Annotated in this window: 16 protein-coding genes and 1 pseudogene; 9 read left to right on the forward strand and 8 right to left on the reverse strand. The window is 62.8% G+C overall.

All coding sequences use genetic code 11. The annotated features are described in order from the left end of the window. The first annotated feature begins 53 nt into the window (after window positions 1–53). From ASC92_RS26905 to ASC92_RS26920, 4 genes and pseudogenes are all read left to right on the forward strand, one after another. Window positions 54–737, forward strand: coding sequence for a DsbA family oxidoreductase (locus ASC92_RS26905; protein ID WP_056522265.1), 684 nt, complete (start codon window positions 54–56; stop codon window positions 735–737). Window positions 738–856: 119 nt separating this feature from the next. Next, window positions 857–2,419, forward strand: coding sequence for a DUF1800 domain-containing protein (locus ASC92_RS26910; RefSeq protein WP_056522267.1), 1,563 nt, complete (start codon window positions 857–859; stop codon window positions 2,417–2,419). Between the two features lie 159 nt (window positions 2,420–2,578). Next, window positions 2,579–3,790, forward strand: coding sequence for a DUF1501 domain-containing protein (locus ASC92_RS26915; protein ID WP_056522268.1), 1,212 nt, complete (start codon window positions 2,579–2,581; stop codon window positions 3,788–3,790). Between the two features lie 73 nt (window positions 3,791–3,863). After that, a pseudogene (locus tag ASC92_RS26920) lies at window positions 3,864–4,926 on the forward strand (3-deoxy-7-phosphoheptulonate synthase); the annotation flags it as partial. Window positions 4,927–5,426: 500 nt separating this feature from the next. On the opposite strand, the gene ASC92_RS26925 reads toward ASC92_RS26920, so the two are convergent. Further along, window positions 5,427–6,188: a glucose 1-dehydrogenase gene (locus ASC92_RS26925; protein WP_056522270.1), complete on the reverse strand. Its 762-nt coding sequence runs from the start codon at window positions 6,186–6,188 to the stop codon at window positions 5,427–5,429. Between the two features lie 109 nt (window positions 6,189–6,297). On the opposite strand from ASC92_RS26925, the gene ASC92_RS26930 reads away from it, so the two are divergent. Then, window positions 6,298–7,191, forward strand: coding sequence for a LysR family transcriptional regulator (locus ASC92_RS26930; protein ID WP_056522272.1), 894 nt, complete (start codon window positions 6,298–6,300; stop codon window positions 7,189–7,191). Window positions 7,192–7,412: 221 nt separating this feature from the next. Here ASC92_RS26930 and ASC92_RS26935 read toward each other — a convergent pair whose 3' ends face one another. The 7 genes from ASC92_RS26935 to ASC92_RS26960 form a co-directional block, all read right to left on the reverse strand. Next, a complete protein-coding gene (locus ASC92_RS26935; RefSeq protein ID WP_056522274.1) occupies window positions 7,413–7,739 on the reverse strand; it encodes a hypothetical protein in 327 nt (108 codons plus the stop codon). 118 nt (window positions 7,740–7,857) lie between these two features. Further along, entirely contained in the window at window positions 7,858–8,076 is a 219-nt protein-coding gene (locus ASC92_RS26940) for a hypothetical protein (protein WP_056522277.1), read from the reverse strand. Window positions 8,077–8,311: 235 nt separating this feature from the next. Continuing rightward, window positions 8,312–8,629, reverse strand: a complete 318-nt coding sequence (locus tag ASC92_RS26945) for a toxin-antitoxin system YwqK family antitoxin (RefSeq protein WP_056522283.1) — start codon at window positions 8,627–8,629, stop codon at window positions 8,312–8,314. A gap of 78 nt (window positions 8,630–8,707) precedes the next feature. Next, window positions 8,708–8,929 (reverse strand): hypothetical protein, encoded by a 222-nt coding sequence (locus tag ASC92_RS28820; RefSeq protein ID WP_157609145.1) that lies wholly within the window; start codon window positions 8,927–8,929, stop codon window positions 8,708–8,710. 66 nt (window positions 8,930–8,995) lie between these two features. Continuing rightward, the gene (locus tag ASC92_RS26950) at window positions 8,996–9,427 is read right to left on the reverse strand and encodes a hypothetical protein (protein WP_056522286.1); all 432 of its coding nucleotides are present in this window, start codon (window positions 9,425–9,427) and stop codon (window positions 8,996–8,998) included. A 129-nt stretch (window positions 9,428–9,556) separates the two neighbouring features. Further along, the gene (locus tag ASC92_RS26955; protein ID WP_157609146.1) at window positions 9,557–10,207 is read right to left on the reverse strand and encodes a DUF2059 domain-containing protein; all 651 of its coding nucleotides are present in this window, start codon (window positions 10,205–10,207) and stop codon (window positions 9,557–9,559) included. A 454-nt stretch (window positions 10,208–10,661) separates the two neighbouring features. Next, window positions 10,662–11,441 (reverse strand): trypsin-like peptidase domain-containing protein, encoded by a 780-nt coding sequence (locus ASC92_RS26960; RefSeq protein ID WP_056522292.1) that lies wholly within the window; start codon window positions 11,439–11,441, stop codon window positions 10,662–10,664. Window positions 11,442–11,939: 498 nt separating this feature from the next. Between ASC92_RS26960 and ASC92_RS26965 the strand changes: the two genes are divergently transcribed. The 4 genes from ASC92_RS26965 to ASC92_RS26980 all read left to right on the forward strand — a co-directional run bounded on the left by ASC92_RS26965 (window position 11,940) and on the right by ASC92_RS26980 (window position 14,609). Further along, window positions 11,940–12,323, forward strand: a complete 384-nt coding sequence (locus tag ASC92_RS26965) for a hypothetical protein (RefSeq protein WP_321164601.1) — start codon at window positions 11,940–11,942, stop codon at window positions 12,321–12,323. A gap of 60 nt (window positions 12,324–12,383) precedes the next feature. Then, the gene (locus ASC92_RS26970; protein ID WP_056522297.1) at window positions 12,384–12,827 is read left to right on the forward strand and encodes a cupin domain-containing protein; all 444 of its coding nucleotides are present in this window, start codon (window positions 12,384–12,386) and stop codon (window positions 12,825–12,827) included. A 77-nt stretch (window positions 12,828–12,904) separates the two neighbouring features. Next, on the forward strand, window positions 12,905–13,510 hold the full coding sequence (locus tag ASC92_RS26975) for a TetR/AcrR family transcriptional regulator (RefSeq protein ID WP_056522300.1): 606 nt from the start codon (window positions 12,905–12,907) through the stop codon (window positions 13,508–13,510). Window positions 13,511–13,607: 97 nt separating this feature from the next. Further along, window positions 13,608–14,609: an NADP-dependent oxidoreductase gene (locus ASC92_RS26980; protein ID WP_056522303.1), complete on the forward strand. Its 1,002-nt coding sequence runs from the start codon at window positions 13,608–13,610 to the stop codon at window positions 14,607–14,609. The last annotated feature ends 8 nt before the right edge of the window (window positions 14,610–14,617 follow it).

The raw sequence follows: 14,617 nt of genomic DNA on the forward strand, positions 1-14,617 counted from the left end.
GGGCTGAAGACCTTTCGCAGGCCAAGGGTTGTGGCGCCGTGAAGAATGGCGCCATGACTACCTCTTCTTCCCATCTCAAGATCGACTTCGTCTCCGATGTGTCCTGCCCCTGGTGCGCCGTCGGCTTGAGTTCGCTCGAGGCGGCGCTCAGGAACGTGGCGCCCGGGGTCACAGCGGAGCTGCACTTCCAGCCCTTCGAGCTGAACCCGCAGATGCCGCCCGAAGGCCAGGACACCTTCGAGCACCTCAATCAGAAGTACGGCTCCACGCGCGAACAACAGGCCCAGTCGCGCGAGATGATCCGCCAGCGCGGCGCTGCCGTCGGCTTCGAGTTCAGCCCTGAAGGCCGGCCGCGCGTCTACAACACCTTCAACGCGCACCGGCTGCTGCACTGGGCCGAGCTCGAGAGCCCGGCCCGGCAGGCGGCACTCAAGAAGCTGCTGCTGAAGGCCTACTTCACCGACAGCCAGAACCCGTCGGACCCCGAAGTGCTGGTGCGCGCGGCGACCGAAGCGGGGCTCGACCCGGTGCGTGCGCGCCAGATCCTGGACAGCGACGAATTCGCGCAGGAAACGCGCGAACGCGAGCGCATGTACACCGACGCCGGCATCCACTCGGTGCCCGCGATCATCATCAACGACCAGCACCTGATCTCCGGCGGCCAGCCTGTCGAGGTGTTCGAGCGCGCGCTGCGGCAGATTGCAGGCGCTGCGCCGTCGAGCGTGTCGGTAGCCTGACTTAGCTGGCGCTTAGGAGCTTCCTGGCGCAGCGCTGCGAAGGTAAAGAGCGTCAACGCGCAGCGGGGTGCGGTGGTTGAGGAGGGGCGTTCTCTTTACGCCCACGCCCAGGAGTTCCGATGAATAAGAAAAGCCTAATCGGCGCCTGTGTGGTGGCGCTGCTCGCGGCCTGCGCGAGCGCGCCGGGAGACCATCGGCCACTGGTATCGGTATCGCTGCCCTCCGCCCCGGTGAACGAAGCCACACGCCTGCGCTGGCTCGACCGCGTGAGTTGGGGCGCCAACGCGAGCAGCGATGCGCAGCTGGCGAAGCGCGGCCTCTCGCTGTGGATGCGCGACCAGCTGAACCCGCGCTCCGCGCCGTTGCCGCCGGCGGCGCAGGCGCAGATCGACGCGATGACCATCTCGCGCACGCCGCTCGACCAGCTCGTCACCGAACTCGACGCGCAGCGCAAGGCCGCCGACGCGCTGCCTGACGAAGAGCAGAAGAAGGCTGCGCGGCAGGCCTACCAGCAACAGCTCAACCAGCTCGCTCGCGAGGCGCAGCAGCGCTTCGTGCTGCGCGCGCTGTACTCGCCCAACCAGCTGCAGGAGCAGATGACGTGGTTCTGGATGAATCACTTCAACGTCAACCTGCGCAAGGACAACATCCGCGCGATGGTGGGCGACTACGAAGAGAGCGCCATCCGCCCGCACGCGCTCGGCAAGTTCCGCGACCTGCTCGGCGCCACGCTGCACCACCCCGCGATGCTGCGCTACCTCGACAACGCGCAGAACGGTGCCAACCGCATCAACGAGAACTACGCGCGCGAGCTGATGGAGCTGCACACGCTGGGCGTGGGCGGCGGCTATTCGCAGGGCGACGTGCAGGAGCTGGCGCGCGTGCTCACCGGCGTGGGCGTGAGCTATCAGCCGCTCGATGCGCCACCGCCCAATGTGCGGCCGGCCGTGCGTGCCGACTACGTGCGCAAGGGCCTGTTCGAGTTCAACCCGAACCGGCACGACTACGGGCCGAAGACGCTGCTGGGCCAACCCATCCAGAGCCATGGACTGGCCGAGGCCGACGAGGCGCTCGACCGCCTCGCGCGTGCGCCGGCCACCGCGCGCTTCATCTCGCGCAAGCTCGCCGTGTACTTCGTGTCGGACGACCCACCGCCCGCGCTGGTCGACCGCATGGCCGCGGCCTTCACGCGCAGCGACGGCGACATCGCCATCACGCTGAAGTCGCTGTTCGAATCGCCCGAGTTCGCTGCATCGCTGGGCCGCAAGTTCCGCGATCCGGTGCACTACGTGATGGCCGGCGTGCGGCTCGCATACGACGACCGCGTGGCGTCGAACGTGAACCCTGTGCTCAACTGGATCAACCGCATGGGCGAGCAGCTGTACGGCCACGAGACGCCCGATGGCTATCCGCTCAATGAAGCCGCATGGGCCAGCGCGGGGCAGATGAATACGCGATTCGAAATCGCGCGTGCCATCGGTGCGAACGGCGCCGTGCTGTTTCGTGTGGACGACAAGGCGCCGCTGGAGAAGCCCGCCTTTCCGCCACTGGCCGAATCGCCAGCGGTTCGCGCGATGCAGGGCGGCCTGAGTGCGGATACGCGCGAGGCGCTGGCGCAGGCGAAGAATCCGCAGGAATGGAATACCTTCCTGCTGGCGTCGCCCGAGCTGATGCGGCGCTGACGTAGTGGTTTTGTATTTCTCCCTCCCCTTCCGGGGGAGGGCAGGGGTGGGGGCAAGCGGCGTTCATTCCGTCTTGGTGCTTGATCGAGCGCCGCTGAGCCCCCATCCCAACCTTCCCCCGGAAGGGGAAGGAGCAAGACAGAAGAAAGGACACCCGTCATGCAACGTCGAGAACTCTTGAAGCTCATCGCCGCCGCCCCGTTCGCAGGCGCCGCCGGCCAGCTGATGGCCGCCCCCGCCGCCGAAGGCACCAAGCTGCTGGTCGTGTTCCTGCGCGGTGCGTACGACTGCAGCAACCTGCTCGTGCCGACCAGCAGCGACTTCTACTACGCCTCGCGCCCCAGCATCGCCATCGCGCGCCCCGGCACACCCAACGGCGCGCTGCCGATCGACAGCAACTGGGGCCTGCACCCCGCGCTCGCGCAAACCGTGATGCCGCTGTTCCAGCAGAAGCAGGCCTCCTTCATCGCCTTCGCAGGCACCGACGACCTCACGCGCAGCCACTTCGAAACGCAGGACTCCATCGAACTCGGCCAGGCGCTCGACAAGCGGCGCGACTACCGCTCGGGCTTTCTGAACCGGCTGGCCGGCGTGCTCAGCGCGGGGCCCGTCACCGACGTGTCGCCCATCGCCTTCACCGACCAGCTACCGATCTCGCTGCGTGGTGATGCCAAGGCCGCCAACATGGCACTCGCGGGCAATGCGCGCTCGGCCCTCGACGCGCGGCAGAGCCAGGTTATCGCGGCCATGTACCGCAACACCGCGCTGGCGCAGCCCGTGGCCGAAGGCTTCCAGGTGCGCGACGAAGTCATGCGCGCGGTGCAGGCCGAGATGGACGCGGCCAGCCGCAACGCCATGAGCGCCAAGGGCTTCGAGCTGGTCGCACGCCGCATGGCGCTGCTGATGCGCGACCGATTCGACCTGGGCTTCGTCGACGTCGGCGGTTGGGACACGCACGTGGGGCAGGGCGGCGCCACCGGCTACCTTGCCAATCGTTTCGAGGAACTGGGCCGTGGCGTGGCCGGCTTCGCGCAGGAGATGGGCGAGGACGCGTGGCGCCAGACCGTGGTCGTGGTCATCAGCGAATTCGGCCGCACCTTCCGCGAGAACGGCAACCGCGGCACCGACCATGGGCACGGCACCGTGTACTGGGTGCTTGGCGGCGGGCTGTCGGCGCAGGCGGGCGGGCGCGTCGTGGGCGAGCAGCAGGCGCTGACGCAGGCGACGCTGTTCGAGAACCGGGACTATCCGGTGCTCAATGAATACCGGGCGGTGTTCGGCGGATTGTTCAGGCGGATGTATGGCTTGTCGCCGGCGCAGCTTGCGAAGGTGTTCGACGGGGTGGCGCCGAAGGATCTGCAGCTGGTCTGATGGGCGGATCGGCCATGGGGCCTTCGAGTGGACAATCGAGGAAGCTCCATTCGAAACCACAGCCACGACCACCATGCCCCGCCTCGACGATCCTCTCCACGACGCCGAAGTCGGCTCCCGCGACAGCACGCTCGACACCACGCGCATCGACGACGTGCGCATCGGTGCCGTCCGTCCGCTCATCACCCCCGCGCTGCTGCAGGAACGCGTGCCCGTGCGCGACAACACGCTGGCGCTGGTCGAACGCAGCCGTGCGGAGATTGCCGACGTGCTGCACGGCCGCGACGACCCCATGCTCCATCCATGACCACGACCAGGCCATCGAATACGCACAGCGCCTGAAGACCGTTGCCGATTCGCTGCAGGACGACCTGCTCATCGTGATGCGTGCCTACTTCGAGAAGCCGCGCACCACCGTGGGCTGGAAGGGCTACATCAACGACCCGCACCTGGACGGCAGCTTCGCGATCAACGAAGGGCTGGAGCGCGCGCGGCGCCTGCTGCTCGAACTGACCACCCTGGGCCTGCCGACGGGCACTGAGTTCCTCGACCTGCTGAGCCCGCAGTTCATTGCCGACCTGATCGCCTGGGGCGCCATCGGCGCCCGCACCACCGAGAGCCAGAGCCACCGGCAGCTGGCGTCGGGCCTGAGCTGCCCGGTGGGCTTCAAGAACGGCACCGACGGCAGCGTCAAGGTCGCGGCCGACGCCATCCTCGCGGCCCGCGCGCCGCATGCATTCATGGGCATGACCAAGATGGGCATGGCGGCGATCTTCGAGACCCGCGGCAACGACGACTGCCACGTGATCCTGCGCGGCGGCAAGGCCCCCAACTATTCGGCCGCGGATGTCGCGGCCAGCTGCGAAGCGCTGCTGGCGAATGGCCTGCGGCCGCAGGTGATGATCGATGTCTCGCACGGCAACAGCAGCAAGCAGCACCAGCGGCAGATCGTGGTCGCCGAAGACGTGGCAGCGCAGATCGCGGCCGGCGAGCGGCGCATCACGGGCCTCATGATCGAGAGCCATCTGGAGGAAGGACGGCAGGACCTGAAGCCTGGGGTTGCGCTGAAGCATGGGGTTTCGATCACCGATGCCTGCATTGGGTTTGCGCAGACGGTGCCGGTGCTCGAGGGGCTGNCGGCAGGACCTGAAGCCTGGGGTTGCGCTGAAGCATGGGGTTTCGATCACCGATGCCTGCATTGGGTTTGCGCAGACGGTGCCGGTGCTCGAGGGGCTGGCTTCGGCGGTGAAGGCGCGGCGGCGGGTGTCGAAGGGGTGAGGCTGGAGGGGGCTTGCTTGCTTGCGGGTGCTATTCGTGCGACGTGGGCGTCGGCAGCTTCAGACTGGGTGCCGTCCTAAGGTCGCGACGCCTGAATGTCGCAATCGGGCCCAAAGCGGTCTTCCGGATCCGCAAACACCGGTCGTCCAGGGCTGCGGAGCTCTAATGCCGTGCCGAAGCGGTTCACGCCAGAGACCGCTGAGGCGACGTGGACGCGCCTAGGCTACGACACGCTGGAGATGGGAAAAAGGGCATCCCTTCGGAGATGCCACCCTCAAGAGAGCCCAGTCACGTGCTCGCGTTGTCATCTGAGCAGAGAGGGCATTTGTACTTGCCAAATCGGCCGACGCAAAGCGCATCACCTCACAGTGAAGCCACCATCGACAGCGATTGCCTGGCCCGTTATGAAACCTGCTCCTGGGCTGCACAGCCAAAGCACGGTAGATGCAATTTCTTGGGAACGACCCAGGCGTGCGGCCGGTATTGATGCAATCACTGCGTTCATCGTGTCGGGCTCGTCAGCAAGCGCTGTTTGGACCATGGGCGTATCAATGGCGCCGGGGCAGATCGCGTTGATCCGTATCCCTTTCGCGGCGTATTCAAGCGCAGCAGCGCGAGTCAATCCGATCACGCCATGCTTGGAAGCGGTATAGGCGCCCAAGCCAGCGGTGCCCACGAGCCCGGCCTGGGACGACGTGTTGACGATCACGCCGCTGCCTTGAAGCCGCATGTGCCGCAAGCTGTGCTTCATGCTGTTCCACACCCCGCGCAAGTTGATTCCGATGATTCGGTCGAAGTCGGCGCCGCTGGCGTCGGCTGTTTCGGCAACCGGCACCTGGATGCCGGCGTTGTTGAAAGCGATGTCGAGCCGACCGAAGGTGGAAATGGTTTTTTCAGTCAGAGCGGCAACCTGCGCCTCGTCGGCGACATTGCAGGCAAACGCCAGGGCCTTGTGCCCTTTGGCGAGGAGCTCTTCAGCTGCCTTCGAGACGGCAGCTTCGTTGACGTCGGCTAGCACGACTGCCGCGCCGGCCTTGGCAAAGGCGATTGCTGTTTCCAAGCCGATGCCCGATGCGGCGCCCGTGATAACGGCTACTTGGTTTTCGAATGAAAGATGCATGTTTCTCCAAAAGTTCAGGTGTGACGAGGCTGTTGACCTGACTGTGCCCAAATGGAGACTGCTGGGATAGCCTATAACAGATGCATACTGCTATAGCTAATCGATATAAATGAAAGACGCGGACCTCAACCACCTTCGGGCATTTTTGGTAGTTGCGCGAGAGCGCAGCTTCACTCGCGCTGCTGCTCAGCTGGGTATCACTCAGCCTTCGCTAAGCAACACCATCAAGCGGCTGGAAGCGCAGCTCGGCGTGCGCCTCCTGGCACGCACGACACGAGGCGTCGCGCCCACGGAAGCAGGAGAAAGCCTGCTAGCCAGGTTGGCACCCTTGTACGAGGGCATTGAAGCAGGGCTTGCGGAATTGGGTCGCGACCGCAACAGCCCAGCGGGCACGATCAGAATCAGCGCTTCGGATTACGGGGCCAGTAGCTTCCTCTGGCCCAAGCTCGCGGTCCTGATGCAGAACTACCCAGAGATCAATATCGAGATCAACATCAACAACGAGTTGATCGACATTGTTGCGGGGCGCTTTGATGCTGGCATCCGGTTTGGCAATCAGGTGGCGCAGAACATGATCGCTGTGCGCATCACACCTGACCTGAAGATGGCCATCGTGGCCGCGCCGTCCTATTTTGAAGCACATCCTCGGCCGCGCACGCCGCACGATCTGGTGGAACACAACTGCGTCAACCTGCGTTTGGCGACTCACGGGGGCTTATATGCGTGGGAGCTGGAAAAAGCAGGCAGCAGCCTGCAGGTGCAGGTAAGGGGCCAGTTCACGGGAAACACAACGCCACAAATGCTCGTGGCGGCTCTGGCTGGGGCGGGCATTGCCTATGTGCCCGCAACGCTGGCGGAGCAGTACATCCAAGCCGGTCACTTAGTGCCCGCGTTGGAGGATTGGTGGCCGACTTTCCCTGGCTACCATCTCTATTATCCGAGCCGTCGGATGTCTTCCCGAGCGTTTGCGCTGGTTGTCGATGCACTTCGCCACCAAGACTGACTGCTTACACGGTTGCGGAGCAGGCAGACTCGTCGGGGAATCCTTCTTAAGGTCCTTGGGCTATCAAGAAGATGCGGCACTGTTCGTGGCTGCTCGGGAACACAAGTTACTTCAAGTGCCAGGTGGGTTGGGACAAGTGGATTTCTGCCTGGCCGCACGGGTCCGCTCTTTAGTCAAATTTCGCAGCAGCGGCGAATGTCTGGTTCTGGCCGAAACTACGCCTACGACACCATCTCACTGGTGACCAAGAAGCCTGCTTGCTCCAGCTCGCGCGATAGCTGCGCTCGCGCATATTCAGCGACAACGCCCAGCTCAAACGGCCGACCTTCGGCCATGGATGCCGACAGGCCGGCAATGCCCATCTTCTTCGCCAGAGGAGAGACCTCTCGCAGGACCTTAAGGGCATGCGGAGCAACGTCGCCTTTCGGCCATCGAACACTTACTCGGTTGACAGGCGATGGCGGCAGGCCTTCGATGGTCGGCGAGTACGTGCCGGAGCTCTCCCAGCCGCAGGCCGCGCACCGGTCCGAGAACAGGCCGCCGTGCATCGAGTGCTCAATCCGAGACGATGCGCAAGCAGGACAAAGAGCTGGGTTGGTCATCGTCGATGTGGGTACAAGTGAGCCTGCCTGATGAACGTCGGGTTGTGGCCGCAAGCTGCTGATGCTAGCCGCCACAAACACCGATGGCGCTACGCAGCCTGTCTAGGTCCGGCGCATCGGACTCAACGAAAAAGAGGTCGTCGGTCACGCCCGTGACGTTGTCGGTAATGCCGATGACAAACTCGCGGTCGAAAGCCGAATGCAGCTTTGCCAAGTACCCGGCAATACGGACCACGTCGCCGAACCACCCATCAGGCTCGTCGCCTGGGTCCGGCAGTGCCAAGTTGATGCCAAGGTCCCAGTCGGGAAATCATCAAGGCGGCTGCCAGACACGCTTGCCTTCTGATTCACCACAGTTGGGCTAGAAGTGACCCAGCCCGGCGCTGTGGCAAGCTCGACAAGCCGTTCCTCGATGGGCGCGGCGACGTCCTCTAAGTCAGAGCCGTCTACGTACGCATAAAGAGTGTGTCGCTGCATGGTGCTACTGGAAGCTGGGTCCGAAGGTCCGGTTTTGGCCGTCAAGCGTCGTAGTCCGTGCTTGGCTCTTCGGTCCCATCGACACCCCAGAAACGCCAGACACCAACCTCCTGACCGTCATGGTAGCGGCCCTCCGATGCAGGCTTTCCGTCAGGGTGGAAGTCCCGCCACAAGCCGTCTTCCTTGCCCTCGACGTAGTGACCTTCGGACACCACCGTACCGTTCTCATGATAGGCAACGAAGAGGCCATGCCGAATCCAACGCTTCTTGTCTGGCGACATCACCCGTGCATAGCGGAACTTGATGGCGCCGGATTCGTATGGAATTTCGGCTAAGTTGAGGTCGGCTTCAATGGTCATTCTGAACGAGGTGACGGTCGAATAGGCGAGCGTTGGGGCGCGTCCGGTTGTGGCCGGATGCGGTCCCGTGCACCGACACTACACCGACTCCAGATAGCAGCTCAGAATTTGGGCCTTCCGATAGAGGTCGGGCCCCGATATATCCTCCTGAGGTGCATCGAACTCGACCCAGTAGTAATTTTCTGGTCCCTTCAGCGTCTGAACCGGCTCCGCTCCACTGCAGATCGTACCCAAGAAGGTGGTCTTCCAGCCGCCGCTGGCAGCCACATAGACCCGAGCATAAAGGTCGAAGGTTTTCACAGGAATCCTACTAATTTGGCAGCCGGAGGCCTACCATCGCCAACGTCCGAAAGTGGCCGGCCGGCGTCACAGATCAGCCCTACCAAGAAGGTGCGCTTCGGCCGGCATGTCGGGCTCCAAGGCGGCAATCGCGCTGCAGAATTCATCCAAGCCCGAAGGGCCGCACCAAAACTGCACCGACATGGACTCCGAGTATTTCGCTGCAGGCCCTCCCCATTTTTCTAGAACGGCGGTGACGCCCACATTGCCCTTCGCATCAGTAGTCAGGTTGACCCGGAGCCGATCAAAGATACCGTAGTCAAACGAGGTCGAATCGCCCGCGTGCTGGGGAAAGCCAGCCAGCACTTTGCAGATGGCAGAGAGTTTGCGATGGTCGTCGTATGCAACCACCGAGCCGAAAATCACCGAGCCCGACACAGCAACAGCAACCTCGAGTTCGTCGTTCTCACCATAGTGGGAACGAGTCGTAGTGTTCAAGGAGAGCTGCGGTGAAGGCATGGCGGCAATGCTAGTTTGAGAGACGAGGCAATGTAGCTTCGACCCCGGCCACCGCACCAGCGCGCGGAGGAGATTTTTGGGGTCCCGTGACGAATGACCGGTACTGGCCGTGTCTTGCCGGTCGGGCCCTTACTTCGGGTCCTCCCGATACTTGGCGGTGAGAGCTCTGAATTCCTTGCGAAATTCGACGTCGGCTTGGTCACCAATGAGGGTCAACTTCTTGTTCATCTCCGTCAAGACCGTGCCGGACGCTTCAATGGTCGCGCGTTGAATTCGTTTTCCCGTTTCGGAGGAGTAGAAGGCAATCGCTGCGTGCAGGTCCGAATCGCTAAGATTTCGAGCGAAGCCTTCGGCAAAGTCGCGATAGAAATCTTCGCGGCCTATTGCATCGCATTTCGTTCTCTCGTTCTTGGCGTATATGAGTTCGACCTCGGGCCAGTATGCCGACTGTGGAGACAGACCTCCAAAACTGCCTGGGCTCGCTATGAACGCCTTGCGTGCTTTCGATGGCAGATCATTGAGGCATCGTTGGGAGGACTCTGCCCAAGTCTCCTTGTAGCCGACTAACTCAAGGTACCGCATCGTAAGCGCCGCGCGCTGCTCCGAAAGGGCGACCGGGCCACTGGAAGATTGTGCGTTCGCAGACAGTGCGAACACGGCGGCAATAGCGCAGGCGAGTACACGGCGGTGCAGCATAAAAATTCTCCTCATGTTGGTTTTTTGCTCGCAGGATAGCGAAGGGAATACGATCTCTTCCTCATTTTTGAAACCTGAGTGCACGGATCACCTTGACGATTCAGAACCAGTAGCAACCAGTAATTCTGACGCACGCCTTGAACGTCCGTTTCTCTGATCGGGCCAGTTTGTCAAGCGCAGAGTATCTCGGTATTTGGCTTCTTCAAACAGAACGTCTCGGTGCAGTTCACGCTTCTCTTCGCAGTCGGTCCCGACCCAGAGGCCTGCGCAGCACGCATTGGTCAGACGGAGCGGAGAGCCACGCTCTTGGACGCGCCGATGCTCTTGGCCGAGGCCGTGTGAAAACATTCGGTGCGCATGTTTTTGAGGGCCATCAGACCCTTCCCTTGTCTTCGATCGTCGATCCTGACTCGATCTGAGAGGTCGACTTCCGACATGACCAGCAGAGTGGTGAGTTTTCACACAGCCTCGACTGATTGCGGTCGTTGAGGGCAGTACGCCTAGACGCCCAATAGAGACTGGTTGAAGGGAATCAGGCTCAGATCTCGGCTCGGGAGCCGCCATCAATGATCTCATCGATGACTCTGCTCTTCCAGACGATGCCAAGCTGAGCCTCAAGCTCCGACGCTCCGAGCAGCCTGCCCGAGTAGACGCCAACAAACATATCGCCTTCGCCGAACCAGTCTTCGGCACTTACGGCGGGTGTCGTCGGATCACTCTTGTGAAAGCCACGGTAGCGCAAGATCACCGGCGAACCCGACATTCCTTGGCGAGTAGCTGTGTCCACAAGAAAGCTTGGCGCAGATGTCCCCGGTTCGCTAGCAACACTTGCCCGCTTCCATATAGGCAAACCTACAACGTCCTGAATGCCAAGGGGGTACCCAAGAACGAACACGTCGTGAGAAACACGCAGAGTCATTTCCGCCTCGGCAAGGTCGTTCATGGCGCACGTTCTGAGCGACGCGGGAATCTCAACCGGCAGCACCGCTACGTCTACCTGATTCTGCAAGCTTGGGTGATGGAGCCAACGCGGGTTGCCACCGTCGTCTAGCAACGGAAACGAGTGCCACACTCGCTCAATGAAATCGGACGCCTTCAGGGCGTAGCATTCAACTCGGTCAGGGATGCCGCAGTTCTTGTCCAGTGGTTCGAGTGTCTGAGCATTCCGGCCGGATAGGACGTGCCAATTCGAAACCAGGTACATGCTCTCGTTCCGCCGATAGAAAAATGCGGTTGCCGTTGACAAGCCAGTGGCCCCAAACGCAGTCTTGGTGAAGATGGGAATTTGCGAGCAGAAGTCGGTGCGTACTGTGGTCATTTGCGAATTCTCGCCAATCCCGTGCTGAGGGGCGGCTCCGCTGCTATCGAATGATGGCTGCTGAACACAGGAAATCGCAGCATCGAGGGGTTCGAGACTCGTTTCAATCCGATGGGGCAGCGAGCCGCCGTCTTGGCCGGATTGGCCCGCGCCCGGCTAGTCGGTCGCTGGTTAGTTGTCGAACGACTGCGTCCGCCGCAAAACCGCCTCTCACACAGCCGTCACGACAACCGCATCCTAGGTCTCTCGACTTGACGGACCCTCCAAAGAACACGTACATTGCCCCTGCCTCGTGATGAGCGAGGCCGGGTTTGGAAGCCCGCCGACATCCTGCGACGAAAGCCGCAGCCACCGCACATGGTCTGCGGCTTTTTCGTTCGTGCCTCTTTTTGGCGGCTCGAGCGGGAGGGCTCGCGCCCTGCCGGTTTCCGCAAGGATGTCCCGGTCTTCCAACCCGTTCGAGCTGCCGCCTTCGTTTGGAAGCGAGGGCGTCGGTTGTTGCAAATCGACATCCTTGGAGGCCCCATGGCCCATGCTTCAAACGCCGGCTGCTCCTGCACGCCATATCGTCCTGCCGCCCAATTCAAATCCTTCGAATGGGTACAAGCCGAGCGGCTCGGCCCCTCGCAACAAAGCCTGGCCGCATTCCTCAATGACGCGCGCGATGCCGTGCAAGGCGCACACACGCTGGTCCAACTGCTCGCCTGGGACGAAGATCGTCGCGATGCCGCCTTGTCCGACGCAGACCCCGCGCCGCTCTTCGACGCATGCCAGCGCAGCGCGCTGCAGCGGTTTCTCTCGGTGTCGCTGGGCCTGCTTCATGCCCGCATCGAAAGCCAGTGCGAGGCGCTGACGCAGGAGGGTACCCTCCGCGCCGCCTGACAGCTTGTGTCCCCTCCATGCGGCGAGCAGAATCACGGCCCCGCGTTGGAGGAATTGACCATGACGATTCCGTACTTTGTCCTGACGCCTGACCGGCGTGAAGTTCCTCTGAATGTGCTCGGCACACAGGTGACGGTGCTGGCGTCGAATGCGACGACGCAGAGCTATGGCATCACCTTCCAACGGGGTGACGAAGGCACGGGGCCACCGCCGCACAGCCACGATTGGGACGAAGCCTTCTACGTCCTCGGAGGCGAGGTCGAGTTTCTCTGCGACGGCCGCGCGCACATGTGCCAGCCCGGCACGCTCGTCCATGTACCGCGTGGAACGGTGCATGGCTTTCACTACGGCAAGGGCGGCGGGCAGATGCTCGAGATCACCGGGGAGGGCGCCTTGGCCGCCCAGATGTTCACCGCGATCGATCGCGAGATTCCGGTGGGGCCGCCTGATATTCCGAAGCTGCTGGAGGTGCTCGAGCGGAATGGGGTTGCCGTCACAGCCTGATCGGGAGACGGCCGCAGCCGGGCGGTCGCTTGCCGAGGTCAAACCGTGCCGCAGTGCGCATGACATACGGATGTTGTATGATGCGCATCATGCGAAATATCAGGCCCAACACCAGAGCTGCCGCCAAGGATGCAACGCACGAGCGCATCGTATCCGTGGCTGCCCGCGCGATCCGTCGCAGCGGCTACGACGGGACCGGGGTCTCGGACATCATGAAGGAGGCCGGCCTGACGCACGGCGCCTTCTATGCCCACTTCGCGTCGCGCGAGACCATGCTGGCCGAAGCGGCGGGGAGGGCGTGCGCGGAGTCCGCTGCCGCCGCGGCCGACGTCGTGGCCAGCGTGCCCCCTGGCACGGCGCTCGCATCCATGCTGAGCGCCTATCTCTCCAGGGAGCACCTGGAGAATGCCGACATAGGCTGCCCCCTGGCCGCGCTGGGTTCCGAGACCTCGCGGCAGGCGCCCGAAGTGCGCCGTGTAGCGACCCGGCACATCAAGGAAATGATCGACCTCGTCGCCCGCCAGCTGCCGGACTGGGGACAGCCCGGAGCCCACGAACAGGCACTGGTGACCCTCTCCACGATGGTGGGTGCCTTGCTGCTGGCGCGTGCAGTCGACGAGCCTGCGCTGTCTGACAGCCTGCGCGAGGCCGCGCACAAGCACCTGACCTCCGTCGGCAGCTGAATCCGTTGATGGATGGATGCCGCCCTCTTGTTTGCCTTTAAATATGATGATTGTCATGCCAAATGAAGTGCTTATTGACGGAGAAACAAGGAAGACCATGAAAGCATTTGTGCTGGAGCGCTACGGGAAAAAGCGCGCGTTGCAATCGACAGAATTCCCGATCCCCGAACTGCGCGATGACGAAGTCCTGGTCGAGGTTCATGCCGCCGGCGTGAACCTGCTGGACGCCAAGATCAGGGACGGAGAGTTCAAGCTCATCCTGCCTTACCGCCTGCCCCTCGTCCTGGGCCACGACGTGGCCGGCGTCGTGGTGGAAGTGGGCCGGCGCGTGCAGCACTTCAGGCCGGGCGACGAGGTGTATGCGCGCCCGGATGATTTCCGCATCGGCACCTTCGCCGAATTCGTCGCGGTCAAGGAAGCATCGCTCGCGCTCAAGCCCAAGGGCCTCACGATGGTCGAAGCCGCCTCCATCCCCCTGGTGGGCCTGACGGCATGGCAGGCGCTGGTCGAGAAAGCCGACCTGAAGAAGGGGCAGAAGGTCTTCATCCAGGCGGGCTCCGGCGGCGTGGGCACTTTCGCAATCCAGTTGGCCAAGCATCTGGGCGCAATCGTCGCCACGACGACGAGCGCAGGCAACGTCGCGCTTGTGAAGAGCCTGGGCGCAGACGTGGTCATCGACTACAAGACGCAGGACTTCGAGGATGTGCTGCGCGACTACGACGTGGTCCTGAACAGCCAGGATGGCAAGACGCTCGAGAAGTCTCTTCGCGTGCTCAAACCCGGCGGAAAGCTCATTTCCATCTCCGGGCCGCCGGACCCCGAATTCAGCAAGGAAATCTCGGCACCCGGGTTCGTGAAACTGGTCATGCGGCTGCTGAGCTCGGGCATCAGGCGAAAGGCGAAAGCCCGAGGCGTTGGCTACTCGTTCCTCTTCATGAAGGCGAACGGCAGCCAGCTGCGCGAGATCACCCGGCTCATCGAGGCCGGGGCCATCCGCCCCGTGATGGACCGGGTCTTTCCTTTCGAGGCGACCAACGAGGCCCTGGCCTATGTCGAGTCTGGCCGCGCGAAGGGCAAGGTCGTCATCAAAGTCAAGTGAATCCGATC

Source organism: Variovorax sp. Root411 (assembly GCF_001425205.1).
GTDB lineage: Bacteria > Pseudomonadota > Gammaproteobacteria > Burkholderiales > Burkholderiaceae_C > Variovorax.

Excerpts from the sequence above, each read along its gene's own strand:
- ASC92_RS26930 (WP_056522272.1), top strand. The coding sequence starts at position 6,298 with ATGAAAGACGCGGACCTCAACCACCTTCGGGCATTTTTGGTAGTTGCG.
- ASC92_RS26950 (WP_056522286.1), bottom strand. The coding sequence starts at position 9,427 with ATGCCTTCACCGCAGCTCTCCTTGAACACTACGACTCGTTCCCACTAT.
- ASC92_RS26970 (WP_056522297.1), top strand. The coding sequence starts at position 12,384 with ATGACGATTCCGTACTTTGTCCTGACGCCTGACCGGCGTGAAGTTCCT.
- ASC92_RS26910 (WP_056522267.1), top strand. The coding sequence starts at position 857 with ATGAATAAGAAAAGCCTAATCGGCGCCTGTGTGGTGGCGCTGCTCGCG.
- ASC92_RS26980 (WP_056522303.1), top strand. The coding sequence starts at position 13,608 with ATGAAAGCATTTGTGCTGGAGCGCTACGGGAAAAAGCGCGCGTTGCAA.
- ASC92_RS26905 (WP_056522265.1), top strand. The coding sequence starts at position 54 with ATGACTACCTCTTCTTCCCATCTCAAGATCGACTTCGTCTCCGATGTG.
- ASC92_RS26925 (WP_056522270.1), bottom strand. The coding sequence starts at position 6,188 with ATGCATCTTTCATTCGAAAACCAAGTAGCCGTTATCACGGGCGCCGCA.
- ASC92_RS26935 (WP_056522274.1), bottom strand. The coding sequence starts at position 7,739 with ATGCACGGCGGCCTGTTCTCGGACCGGTGCGCGGCCTGCGGCTGGGAG.
- ASC92_RS26960 (WP_056522292.1), bottom strand. The coding sequence starts at position 11,441 with ATGACCACAGTACGCACCGACTTCTGCTCGCAAATTCCCATCTTCACC.
- ASC92_RS26945 (WP_056522283.1), bottom strand. The coding sequence starts at position 8,629 with ATGACCATTGAAGCCGACCTCAACTTAGCCGAAATTCCATACGAATCC.
- ASC92_RS26975 (WP_056522300.1), top strand. The coding sequence starts at position 12,905 with ATGATGCGCATCATGCGAAATATCAGGCCCAACACCAGAGCTGCCGCC.
- ASC92_RS26915 (WP_056522268.1), top strand. The coding sequence starts at position 2,579 with ATGCAACGTCGAGAACTCTTGAAGCTCATCGCCGCCGCCCCGTTCGCA.